Here is a 12,777-nt window from a genome sequence, read left to right as displayed (position 1 = left end):
TAGTAACACATTCCAAATTTTCTTGGATAAAATATACAAATCAATGATAAATTATAATATAATGAAAAATGACAAAAGGAATTGAGGTTAGTAAGTATGAATAATAATCTTTATAAAAAAATCATGGGTAATAAATCTACTAGTCAATATTGGGGACAAGAATTATTAAGAGATATATTGATAAAAGATTTATTAGGTACTGATGATCATAGTATCCTTTATTGGGCTGGGAAAAAAATTGCACGAAGATTTCCACTTAGAGATGCTTTAGATGTTAGTTTATTTTTTAAGCAATCCGGATTAGGCGAACTATCAATTATTTCAGAAAATAAACATGAAATAAAATGGACCTTAAGTGGAGAAATAGTGAAAGCTAGACTTGAATCTTCAGCTGATGCTGATTTTATGTTTGAAGCGGGCATTTTAGCTCAAATTGCACAACAACAAATGGGCGTTATTGCAGAAGCTGAAATGAATCCCAAGGAAGAAAAAAATGGTAAAGTAACAATTAGAGTACATATGGATCCAAAAAGTCCTACTAATGATTCTGATGATATTTCAAATTTTGATTTATATTCAAACTAAAAAAAGACAACTTGTAATAAAACAAGTTGTCTTTTTGTTACTTATAGATATTGATTTAAAATTTTAGCTAATTGTTCTTTGCTGTGATAGCCAACAATGCTATCAACAGCTTTGCCATCTTTTTTAACTAGTAAAGTAGGTATACTCATAATCCCAAACTTTTGAGGGGTTTCAGGATTTTGGTCAACATCCATTTTATTAAAGGTAACTTTATCCCCCATATCTTCTGACAATTGTTCAACAACAGGTGATTGCATACGGCAAGGACCACACCAAGTTGCCCAAAAATCAGTTAAAGTAACACCATCAGAAGTATCTTTTTCAAAAGTCTTATCTGTAGTTTCGGAAACCATATTAATAACCTCCTTCGTATTTACTAAAAGTAAGTTTAGCATTTTAATATAAGATTGCAAATAATATGTCTTATACGATATATTATCTTAGCTTAACAATCGTAGATCCATCTCCACCAGCATTAGGCGCAGAATATCCAAAATCAGAAACTCTGCGATCACGTTTTAATAAATTAGTTACACCCTTACGTAAGGCTCCAGTTCCTTTACCATGAATAATAGTAATGGAAGGATAGCCAGATAATACAGCTGAATCCAGATATTGATCTACTTCATGCATTGCATTTTCATAACGGTGACCTCTTAAATCAAGGGTAGTCGATAATCCAGATGAACCAGACCTTTTTACACGCGTAGTAAAATTGTTTTCTTTTTCGGGTTTAACCTTTTCCAAATCAGTATCATCAATTTTCATCTTTAAAATACCAAGCTGTACTTCCCAACTATGGTTACCAATTTTACTCATTAATACTCCACGTTGGCCATAAGATTTAACTAGTACGTCGTCACCTTTGTGAAAATCATGCTTAGCTTTTTCTTTCTTTAATACTTTATTATTAGATAAACTAATATCCTGTCTCAATGAATTTAATTCACCCTTAGCGTTAATTAATTCATTTTCTTTAACTGAAACTTTACCAATCTGATCTTGTTTTTTGTGTAATTCTGCAATAATATGATCAGCTTTATTTTTAGCCTTTTTAGCAATTTCATTAGCCTTTTCTTTAGCTTCAGTAACAAGACGTTCTTTTTGATTTTGATACTTACTAAATTTATCGCTCAATTCTGCATGCAATTTAGTGGCATCAGCTAGCTGTGTTCTCAAATATTCAGCATTTTCTCGGGCTTGTTTAGTTTGATCAGTTAGTTCAACAATCATATTGTTTAAATCTTGACTATCTTGATCAGTTAATGAACGAGCTTCATTAATAATCTGATCTGATAATCCCAAGCGTTCTGCAATATTAAGCCCATTACTTTGACCAGGAATTCCCATTAATAAATGATATGTTGGTTGCAAAGTATCAACATCAAATTCCATTGAAGCATTAGTAGTTTTTATACGATTATAAGCATAAACCTTCAGTTCGGGATAATGTGTAGTTGCAACAACTTCAGAATTAACTTCACCAATTTTATCTAAGATAGACATAGCAAGTGCAGCACCTTCTTTAGGATCAGTACCTGCACCTAATTCATCAAGTAAAACTAAGCTTTTGCTAGTAAGATTATTTAAAATATCGACAATGTTATCCATATGTGATGAAAAAGTACTTAAATTTTGTTCAATAGACTGTTCGTCACCAATGTCAGCAAAAACATTATCAAAAACACCAATTGTTGATTCTTCATTAGCAGTAACGAATAAACCAGACTGTCCCATTAATTGTAAAATACCTAAAGTCTTAATAGTAATAGTTTTACCACCAGTATTAGGTCCAGTAATAACAATTGCACGGTTATCTTCACCAATTTTTAAATCATTAGCAACCACTTTATCTTGATCAATTAGTGGATGTCTAGCTTGTTTTAAATTAACCCTATTGTCTGTAGAGACTAAAGGCTTAGTTGCTTTCATCTTACGAGCATACTTAGCTTTAGCATTTATTAAATCTAAATGACCTAAAATTTTAGAGTTATTAATTATTTCCCATTGATATGGTCTAATTAAATCTGATAATTCAATTAAGATACGTCTTTCTTCTTGTCTTTCAGCAATTTGATTTTGTCTAAGTTCATTATTTAATCCAATCACAGAACTAGGCTCTACGTATAAAGTTTGTCCGGAAGAACTACGATCATGAACTATTCCACCAAACTTATTTTTATATTCAGCTTTAACCGGAATAACCATGCGATCTTCACGAATAGTTACTATTGGTTCAGTTAAATATTTGGCTTGTTTTTTGGTGTACCCATTCATAATATTACGAATGTCTGTTTTTACTTTATCAATTCTTTTACGAATGCCATTTAATTCTTTCGATGCAGAGCTTAATATGTTTCCTTCATCATCAATTGAAAAGGATAATTGTTTTGAAATAGTGGGTATAGTTTGAAATTCATCAACAATATCATAAAGTCTTTTAAAAGAAACATGGTCTTCATACATTTTGTCAAAAAAAGATACTAAAGCATTAGCAGATTTTAAAACTTTATTAATTTTAGATAGTTCACTGCCATTTAAAGTAGCATCAATTTTTAATCTCTTCATATATGGAGTTATATCATCCAATTTAGGAATCGATATTTCTTTATCTAAACGTAAAACATGCATTCCATCGTCAGTTTCATCCAACCAAAGATTAATAGACTTATCGTTGTTAGTTGGAACCAACGAAGATAATTCATTTTTACCATTTTTAGTAGTTAAATACTCATAAATTTTATTTTTTATTTTATTGTATTCTAAAGTATCAAAAACTTTAGTATCCATATTGGCATAATACCTCCTTATCTTAACCATTTCTTATATAAATCATGTGATAACAATGGTGTTCTATTAACAACAAAAGTAGCTACTTTAGAATCATAATATTGCTTCTTTATATTATTATCGGGCAGAACTAGTATAATATTTAAGATTAAAAAAATCATAAAATATGAAATTATAAAACTAATAAGAGCTCCACCAAAGGAATTTAATTCATGAATAACTGGAATAGAAGTTACATGGTTTATTATTCTCATAATAAATCTCACAACCACAGAAAGAATAATAAATAATATTAAAAAACTAATACTATTACATAGGAGATGATTACTAATAATATTAGTATGGGAAAATAAAATATCACTCAAATTTCTTGAATAAAGCAATGATAATAATAAAGTAGCTAAGAATCCAATAATTCTGATTATTTCTTGTGCTAATCCTTTTTTATATCCACTGTAAATACTAAAAATAAGTATTAAAGATATAATAATTGTAAATAACATTATTCTTTATAGTCCTTTTTTTCTAATTGATTAATCTTATTTTGCAATTTTACCTGCTCCGAAAAAGCGTTAAATGCCAATAATATTGCAGCATCAGCCTTATCTATATCAGGTGATAATTCTTTTAATTGATTTAATTGTTCATTCATTAATTCGGTAACTGTTTTCATATGTTCAACTGAACTTTTACCTACAAATGTATATGTTTTATTGTCTATTTTTGCTTTAAAGCGCTGATTTGCACTAGTCATGTTACACAAACCTCCTGATTATTCAATCACTATTTTAGCATAAAAATAAATTTAAAACAGTTATGCATAAAAAAAGAGCGTCTTATAAGACACCCTTTTAATGAATAATAATTATTCTTTTTTGTCATCATCTTTAGCTAAAAATGTGTTCAAGACAGATTCAACCATATCCCATTCTTCATCAGAATCAATAGTTTTTAAATCTCCACCTTGAGGATCAGTAGGATCATCATCATCTGGTAATACATAAGCTTCAATGTTTACTTCATCGTCATCTGATTTACCAACTGGATAAAGTAAAATATATGATTTTCCATAATCTTCTGATTGGAAAGTGAATAAAACATCATATAATTCTTCATTTCCATTTTCGTCAACCATTGTAATTTGTTGTGTTTGTTCTTCGTTATTCATTAATAAGCCTTCTCTCTATATATTTGTTAGTTTACCTTTACGATCTAAATAAGTTTGCAAAATTAATTCAGAAGCAATCTTATCAATGACCTTTTTACGACCTTTTCTAGAAGTATCAGCTTTCTCAATTAACATCCGTTCTGCTTCAACAGTCGTCAATCGTTCATCTTCAAAATCAACTGGTAACCCAAACTTTTCTTTTAACAGTTCACCATAGTGCTTTGATGCATCGACTCTAGGTCCGGAAGTGTTATTCATATTTTTTGGTAATCCGAGCACAAATCCTTGTACACCGTATTTTTCAACTAATTGATCAACGCGATCTAAACCAAATTCCTCTTCTTCTTCTTTAATCGGAATAATTTCAACTCCTTGAGCTGTCCATCCCAATAAATCACTAACAGAAATTCCAACTGTTCTAGAACCAACGTCCATTCCCATTAATCTCATAAACTATTTATCCTCACTGTTATTCTTAACCAAATAGAAACGAACTAATTCTTCAATAATTTCGTCTCTTTCATAACGACGAATTAGATTCCTTGCATCATTAAAACGAGGAATATATGCAGGATCTCCTGAGATAAGATATCCTACAATTTGATTATATGGATCATACCCCTTTTCTTCTAAAGATTTATATACTAACAATAAAGTATCATGAACATCCTTAGGAGTATTATTATTTAAATCAAAATACATTGTTTTATCTGAAGCACTCATTCCAAAACACCTCTATATCTATGATGTAAGATAACATAATTTCAATAAAACATTAATTATAAAATATTATAATTTTTGTAACCATTCAATGGCAGCATCCATAGCCTTAGCAAGTCCTTCTGGGTTAGATCCACCGGCTTGTGCTAAATTAGGACGTCCACCACCGCCACCATTAATTTCACTAGAAATAGCTTTAATCAAATCTCCAGCTTTGATACCAGCCTTAACCTGATCATCACTAACGGCAACAATTAAATTAGCTTTACCCTTAATGCTTGTACCTAATACTAACACATCTGAGAGATTTTTATTACGCCAAGTATCAGCTAACTGTCTTAATTGACCCATACCAGAAACTTTTAATACACCTGTAATTACCTTTAGATCACCAGCATTTTGTACATTTTCAAATACAGAATCTGCTTGTTGGTTGGCAATTTTAGTTTCTAAAGTTTCTTGTTTTTGTTGCAATTCTTTAATTTCTTCTTGTAGTTGATTTATTCTATTTGGAACTTCTTCAAGTTTATTAGTCTTAGTATTAATAGCAATTCGTTTCAAAATATTTTCTTCATTGTTCAAATATTTAAAAGCATCACCAGAAGTAACAGCTTCAATTCTTCTTACTCCAGCACCAACACCAGATTCAGAAGTAATCTTAAACAAGCCCAATTCATTAGTATTTTTAACATGATTTCCACCACAAAATTCTACAGAAAAATCACCAGCACTAACAACTCTTACTTTATCGCCATATTTATTATCAAATAAGGCAATTGCTCCCATTTTTTTACCATTTTCTTGGTCAGTTTCAACAGTATTAACAGGTAATTCCTTAAAGATTTGTTCATTAACTAGTTCTTCAACTTTATTTAAATCATCTTCAGTAACTGAACCAAAATGAGTAAAATCAAATCTTAGATAATTAGGTTCAACTAAAGATCCAGCTTGTTGAGTATGATCGCCTAAGATATTTCTTAATGATTGGTCTAACAAGTGAGTGGCAGTATGATTTTTCTCAACTTTACTGTGGAAATGACGGTCAACATCTAATGAATAACTATTATTTTTGTTCATAGGTTTTAGAACTTCAACAGTGTGTAAATTCTGACCATTAGGCGCATTTTGCACATCAGTTACCTTAGCACAAATATCACCATTAGCATCTTTAATTACACCTTGATCAGCAACTTGTCCACCCATTTCAGCATAAAATGGAGTTTTATCAAAAATAAATTCAGCAATTCCTTTATCAACTGAATCAACTAATTTTTCATTAACGATAATGTCAAGCAATTTAGCATCAGTAACACTTAGTTGATCATATCCAACGTACTTACTTGGTGTCTGAATTTCAATTAATAAGTCACGTTGTACACCCATTGATTTCTTATCTCCACGTGCATTACGTGCTCGATCTTTTTGCTTTTGCATTTCAGATTTAAAGCCATCTTCGTCAACAGAATAGCCTTCATCATTTAGATATTCTCTGGTCATTTCTAATGGGAAACCATAAGTATCGTAAAGCTTAAATGCATCTTTTCCACTAACAACTTTATCGTCAGATTCTTTTAATCCATCTAAAAGATTATTTAATAAGTCTAAACCATCAGATAATGTTTCATTAAAACGTTTTTCTTCAGAATGAATAACTTTTGCCAAGTAATCCTTTTGTTCTAATACTTCTGGATAATAAGATTTCATTATTTCACCAACAATTGGTACTAATTTGTATAAGAAATCTTTTTCAATTCCTAATCGATGTCCTGAAACAATTGCTCTTCTAATTAATCTTCTAATAACATAGCCACGACCAACATTAGATGGAAGTGCACCATCGCCGATAGCAAATGTAATCGCACGTGCATGATCAGCAATAATCTTGAAGTCCACATCATCTTGATCATTAACACCATATTTTTTATTATTACTAAATTCTTCAGTTTTATGAATAATTGGTAAAAATAAATCAGTTTCAAAGTTAGTTGGCGCATTTTGGAAAATAGAAGTTACACGTTCTAGCCCCATCCCAGTATCAATGTTTTTTCTTGGTAGAGGTTCATAGGTATCATCAGGTTTATGGTTAAATTGTGAAAATACAATATTCCATACTTCCAGGTAGCGTTCATTTTCACCACCAGGATAATTTTCTGGGTCGTCTGGTTTTAAATCATCATGTTCAGGTCCACGATCATAAAAGACTTCAGTATCAGGGCCTGAAGGTCCTTGACCAATATCCCAAAAATTATCATCCATATCAATTAAATGATCTGGAGCAACTCCAGCAGCTTCCCAGTATTTTTTAGCATCAGTATCCTTAGGATAAACAGTCATATATAATTTGTCTTTATCCCAGCCAAACCAATCTGGTGAAGTTAATAATTCAAAAGCCCAAGTAATGGCTTCTTTTTTAAAATAATCACCTACTGAGAAATTACCTAGCATTTCAAATAAGGTATGATGACGGGCAGTTTTACCAACATTTTCAATGTCATTAGTTCTAATACTCTTTTGTGAACTAGTCAAACGATGATTTTTAGGAACTACACTACCATCAAAATATTTTTTCATAGTAGCAACACCGGAATTAATCCATAACAAAGATGGATCATCTTTAGGTACTAATGAAGCACTAGGTTCAATAGTATGACCATGTTGCTTAAAAAAGTCCAAATACATAGCTCTAATTTGACTACTACTTAAGTTTTTCATAATTTTCCTCCAAAAAGCACAAAAACACCGTTGCAGTAAAGACGCTTACACGCGGTACCACTTTACTTGCAACGATGTTTTCGTTTACCTCTTTATTCTCAATAACGCTGAGTAGCGATTCAATTCATCATAAAAAGACAGCATTTATAAAAATAACTCACCTTTCGCACCAGCCAAGATGTCTCTTAAATAGTTATTTAATATAAATATATTCTCTTCGTTATTCTCATATATGATTATAAAATTTGTTAAAAATGGTGTCAATAATTATCTATAGCGTTGAGAACTATTCTTTCTTGACTTACGTTTGCGACGACCTTCTTCTCGTTGTTCAACTCGACGATTCATTTCATCATTACGTTTTAATTCATTCTTAATCTTACGTTTATAACCAGGTTTAATATTACGTTTCTTCTTCTTAATCATACCAATCATGTTTGGTTGAAGTTTATCATGACCACGACGATGAGATTTACGACGGTTGCGATCATAAGTATCTACAATACGACCACCTTTGATAGCCTTAGGTTTAAATGAAATCCCCATTTTTTCTAAAGCATCAATTTCATCCTCTTCATCTGGATCATACAAAGTGATAGCAGTTCCAGACATATTGTTTCTACCAGTTCTACCAACACGATGAATAAAGTATTCTAAATCTTCGGGAATGTCATCATTAATCACATCAGATACCCCTTCAATATCAATACCACGAGCAGCTAAATCCGTAGCCACTACAAATTGGAAATCAAGATTTTGAATTTGCTTCATCATGCGCTTACGTTCACGAGGAGTCAAAGCACCCGATACCATTCCAACTTTTAATCCTTGATTACGTAAATATTCATATAGCTCTTCAACTCTTTTTTTAGTGTTGGCAAAAATCAATACTAAATATGGTTCACCCATCGTAATTAACTTATAAATTAAATCATTACGATTTTCACCTTTGGTCGATATCAATAAATTATCAATATTAGGATTAATTACAGAAGCATTTGGAATATTTTCAATATATGGATTAGTCATATACTTTTTCAAAAATGTACGTAATTTTTGTGGAATAGTAGCTGAAAATACCATCATTTGAACATCTTTACCAAAACTAGCAGCAATGGTATCAACCTCATTTAAGAAACCTAAATCCATTGTCATATCAGCTTCATCAATCACTAAGTTTTTAGCTGTATGAACATCTAAATGTTGACTTTTAATTAAATCTGCAACTCTTCCTGGAGTCCCGATTACAATTTGTGGTTGTTCATTTTTTAATTTTTCAATCTGACGTTTTTTATCAGTACCACCAACATAATTGGCCAAATGAATAACTTGATCACTATGTTTAGCTAATTGCTTAGCATTTTCATAAATTTGATAAGCCAATTCACGACTTGGTGTAGTAATTACTGCTTGAACACTGTTTTCATCAGGATTAACTTCTTCAAAAATAGGCAATAAAAATGCATGGGTCTTACCACTACCAGTAGCAGATTGACCAATTACACTTCTCCCTTTCATAATTTCGGGAATTATATTTTCTTGTATTTTTGTTGGTTCTTTAAAATTTAATTCATCTAAGGCATTCATAATAAATGGCTTAAAATTGTATTGCTTAAAAGTAGTTGTCATTATTTATCTCCTTTATAATCAGCAACTAACGTATCTAATTGTTCGATGACCTGCTTAATTTCCTCATCATCTTTAGCAACAGCTCCACTAGCTAATGGATGACCTCCGCCACCAAATTTCTTAGCTAGTTCATTAATTGATGGTCCCTTAGAACGTAGTCTAATGCGATAACTGCCATCTTTTTGTTGAACAAAAATTGCCCATGAACTAACCTGCTTAATATTTCCAGGTAATGGAACAACCGCAGAAGTACTCTCATCCCCTAAATTAAATGGTTCTAGGACTTTATCACTTAATATTAAGTAAGCTGCTCCACTATCTTTAATATTTAAATTTTCGTATACATAAGCTGACAAACGTGCTAATGGGATATCAATTTCAGATTCGATATTATTAACTTCAGTTGTAGAAAAATTTAATTTTGCTAATTCAGAAGCTACCCTAAAAGTATTAGCAGACGTTGAAGGATATTTAAATCGGCCAGTATCTCCAACAATTCCTGCATACAATAGTCGGCCAGCTTCATCATTAATTTTTAGTTTCTTAGAAGCATCATATAAATCATAAATAAGCTCAGAAGTACTTGATGCTTCCGGTTTAACCCACATAATATCACCAAACTGATCATCGTTAGGATGATGATCAATTTTAATCATCATTTTCCCCTTATTATAACGAGAATCATCAACACGAGGTTGATTAGCAGTGTCACAAACAATTACTAATGCATTTTTGTAGACATCATCGTCAATATTATCAGTCTTACCTAACCAGTCAAAGCCATGGTATTGTTTACCCACACAATAAACTTTTTTGTTAGGAAAAGATGTTTTAATAATATTTGCTAATCCCATTTGAGATCCATAAGCATCTGGATCTGGTCTTTGATGACGATGAATGATAATCGTATCAAAATCACAAATGGCTTTAATAATTTTCTTTTCGGTTGATAAATTAAATGCTTTTAAAATTTTTTGCATAACTATAACTAATGACCTTCAATCTATTTCTTATCTTAATATATCTAATAATTATATCACACGCTTAAAATGTTTAAATAAAATTATTAGAAATAAAAAAAGCAACTTTCATTATCTTGAAAATTGCTTTTTGAATTAATCTTCTTTTTCTGATTTTTCTTCAGTTTTACTTTCTGAACTTTTATCATCATTTGAAGTTGCCTCACCAACACGTTCAGTTACCTTGGCAACTGCGTTCATATCAAAGACTAAGTAAATACCATCACAATCTAATGTAATAGTCTTATTTTCAGTATCAATATCATCAACTACACCATGAAGGCGACCAATTGTAACAACATGATCACCCTTTTGTAATTGCTTTAAAGTTTCGGCATGCTTTTGTTGTTGTTTCTTTTGTGGTCTAATAATCAAGAAATACATAACAGCAAAAAGGACGATCATAATTCCAAATCCTGCGAAATTACCCATTATTTTCACCTACTCTTTCAATTCATAACATCTCTATATAATAGGTTATCAGAACTAATATTAATAGTCTACCATAAATTAATTATTATTAATTGGATAATCCAAATGTTTGTATGCAGCTTCAGTAACCATTCTTCCACGAGCTGTCCTTTTTAAATAACCAATTTGTAACAAATATGGTTCATACATTTCAGCAATTGTATCAGTTTCTTCACCAATATTAGCAGCCAATGTATTTAATCCTACCGGTCCACCATTATAATATACAATCATTGTTTTCAATAATTTTATATCAGTGCTATCTAGTCCCTCGTCATCAACACCTAGCATATTCAAAGAATGATCAACAATTTCCACATCAATATTTTCTTTATCAGATACCTGTGCAAAGTCACGTACTCTTTTTAGTAAACGATTAGCAATTCTAGGAGTTCCTCTAGAACGACGAGCAATTTCATTAGCTCCTTTTGCAACAATTTCAGCGTTAAAAATATCAGCTGAACGTTTTACAATCTCTTCTAAATCTTTAGTTTCATAATATTTCATATGCTCTACAATGCCAAAACGATCACGAAATGGTGCTGATAAAATTCCTGCTCTAGTTGTAGCACCAACTAAAGTAAATGGTGGTAATGGAAAATGAACTGGATGTGCCGTTGGTCCTTGACCAACAACAATATCAACATAAAAGTCTTCCATTGCAGAATATAGCATTTCTTCAACCATTTTAGGTAATCGATGAATTTCATCAATAAATAAAATATCACCTGGTTGTAATTCATTCAGTAAAGCTACTAAATCACCTGGTTTTTCAATTGCAGGACCACTAGTAGTCTTAATACCAACATCCATTTCATTAGCAATAATCATTGCTAAAGTCGTCTTACCTAATCCAGGAGGCCCATAAAGTAAAACATGATCTAATGACTCTTCTCTTTGTTTAGCCGCTTTAATATAAACAGATAATTCTGATTTTAAATCATCTTGACCAATATATTCTGATAAATGTTGTGGGCGTAGAGATTTTTCAACTGATTCTTCATTATCACTGGCACTGTCACCAGAAACAATTCGATTATCGTCCATACTAGTATTCCTCCTTTTAGTATTGGGTTAATAATTTTAGTCCGCTGCTTAGGTATTCATCAGTGGTCATGGATTTTTCATTAGACAACTGCTTATTAACTTTTTCGACATCACGATGTGTATATCCTAAAGCTTCCAATGCCTGTAATGCATCGCTTAATTCTTGGTTATCTGAATCATTAGTATCAATTGATTTAGCTTCATCCACATCATCAAATAAAGATGGTGCAAGATCATCAATTTTCCCTTTTAAGTCTAAAATAATTTGTTTAGCTGTCTTCTTCCCAACACCAGGAAATTTAGTTAAATAAGTAACGTTTTCTTCATTAATTGCTTTCACTAAGGACTTAGGATCATTGCCAGCTAAAATTGCTAGTGCATTCTTAGGTCCAATACCAGAAACACTTAGTAATTTTTCAAAAATACTTTTCTCTTCTCTAGTATAAAATCCATATAAAGTCTGTGATGAATCACTTACTGCTTGATAAATAAAAATCTTAACTACTTTTTTCTCATCAGAAGAATAGCGATAAGGATCAGAAGTATGCACTAAATACCCTACTCCTGAAACATCAATAACAACATATCCGGGTTTTACATCAGCTATGATTCCCTTTAAATATTCATACATATTTT

At 31.2% G+C, this 12,777-nt stretch carries 14 protein-coding genes; 1 reads left to right on the top strand and 13 read right to left on the bottom strand.

What is annotated here, in order from left to right; translation table 11 throughout:
- Nucleotides 1-96: 96 nt before the first annotated feature.
- Nucleotides 97-585 (top strand): YslB family protein, encoded by a 489-nt coding sequence (locus tag DY123_RS05650; protein WP_105964809.1) that lies wholly within the window; start codon nucleotides 97-99, stop codon nucleotides 583-585.
- A 41-nt stretch (nucleotides 586-626) separates the two neighbouring features.
- Here DY123_RS05650 and trxA read toward each other — a convergent pair whose 3' ends face one another.
- The 13 genes from trxA to ruvA all read right to left on the bottom strand — a co-directional run bounded on the left by trxA (nucleotide 627) and on the right by ruvA (nucleotide 12,772).
- Nucleotides 627-938 (bottom strand): thioredoxin, encoded by a 312-nt coding sequence (gene trxA / locus DY123_RS05645; protein WP_108982320.1) that lies wholly within the window; start codon nucleotides 936-938, stop codon nucleotides 627-629.
- An 82-nt stretch (nucleotides 939-1,020) separates the two neighbouring features.
- Nucleotides 1,021-3,375: an endonuclease MutS2 gene (locus DY123_RS05640; protein ID WP_140924353.1), complete on the bottom strand. Its 2,355-nt coding sequence runs from the start codon at nucleotides 3,373-3,375 to the stop codon at nucleotides 1,021-1,023.
- A gap of 17 nt (nucleotides 3,376-3,392) precedes the next feature.
- A complete protein-coding gene (locus tag DY123_RS05635; protein ID WP_105964812.1) occupies nucleotides 3,393-3,878 on the bottom strand; it encodes a CvpA family protein in 486 nt (161 codons plus the stop codon).
- On the bottom strand, nucleotides 3,878-4,129 hold the full coding sequence (locus tag DY123_RS05630) for a cell division protein ZapA (protein WP_105964813.1): 252 nt from the start codon (nucleotides 4,127-4,129) through the stop codon (nucleotides 3,878-3,880). Before DY123_RS05630 ends, DY123_RS05635 begins: the two co-directional genes overlap by 1 nt.
- A gap of 111 nt (nucleotides 4,130-4,240) precedes the next feature.
- On the bottom strand, nucleotides 4,241-4,543 hold the full coding sequence (locus DY123_RS05625) for a DUF1292 domain-containing protein (protein ID WP_105964814.1): 303 nt from the start codon (nucleotides 4,541-4,543) through the stop codon (nucleotides 4,241-4,243).
- A 15-nt stretch (nucleotides 4,544-4,558) separates the two neighbouring features.
- On the bottom strand, nucleotides 4,559-4,993 hold the full coding sequence (ruvX, locus tag DY123_RS05620; RefSeq protein ID WP_105964815.1) for a Holliday junction resolvase RuvX: 435 nt from the start codon (nucleotides 4,991-4,993) through the stop codon (nucleotides 4,559-4,561).
- A gap of 3 nt (nucleotides 4,994-4,996) precedes the next feature.
- Complete coding sequence (locus DY123_RS05615) at nucleotides 4,997-5,266, bottom strand: IreB family regulatory phosphoprotein (protein ID WP_105964816.1); 270 nt, start codon at nucleotides 5,264-5,266, stop codon at nucleotides 4,997-4,999.
- Between the two features lie 66 nt (nucleotides 5,267-5,332).
- Nucleotides 5,333-7,975, bottom strand: coding sequence for an alanine--tRNA ligase (gene alaS / locus DY123_RS05610; RefSeq protein WP_140924352.1), 2,643 nt, complete (start codon nucleotides 7,973-7,975; stop codon nucleotides 5,333-5,335).
- A gap of 267 nt (nucleotides 7,976-8,242) precedes the next feature.
- Complete coding sequence (locus tag DY123_RS05605) at nucleotides 8,243-9,604, bottom strand: DEAD/DEAH box helicase (protein ID WP_105964818.1); 1,362 nt, start codon at nucleotides 9,602-9,604, stop codon at nucleotides 8,243-8,245.
- Entirely contained in the window at nucleotides 9,604-10,584 is a 981-nt protein-coding gene (locus tag DY123_RS05600) for a DHH family phosphoesterase (protein WP_140924350.1), read from the bottom strand. Before DY123_RS05600 ends, DY123_RS05605 begins: the two co-directional genes overlap by 1 nt.
- A 135-nt stretch (nucleotides 10,585-10,719) precedes the next feature.
- On the bottom strand, nucleotides 10,720-11,055 hold the full coding sequence (gene yajC, locus DY123_RS05595) for a preprotein translocase subunit YajC (RefSeq protein WP_105964820.1): 336 nt from the start codon (nucleotides 11,053-11,055) through the stop codon (nucleotides 10,720-10,722).
- A 78-nt stretch (nucleotides 11,056-11,133) separates the two neighbouring features.
- Entirely contained in the window at nucleotides 11,134-12,141 is a 1,008-nt protein-coding gene (gene ruvB, locus DY123_RS05590) for a Holliday junction branch migration DNA helicase RuvB (protein WP_108982326.1), read from the bottom strand.
- Between the two features lie 16 nt (nucleotides 12,142-12,157).
- Complete coding sequence (gene ruvA, locus DY123_RS05585; protein ID WP_108982327.1) at nucleotides 12,158-12,772, bottom strand: Holliday junction branch migration protein RuvA; 615 nt, start codon at nucleotides 12,770-12,772, stop codon at nucleotides 12,158-12,160.
- Nucleotides 12,773-12,777: the final 5 nt, after the last annotated feature.

Source organism: Apilactobacillus micheneri (assembly GCF_006493595.1).
In the GTDB taxonomy this organism is placed as follows: Bacteria; Bacillota; Bacilli; order Lactobacillales; family Lactobacillaceae; genus Apilactobacillus; species Apilactobacillus micheneri.
This window is presented reverse-complemented; position numbering and strand designations above follow the sequence as displayed.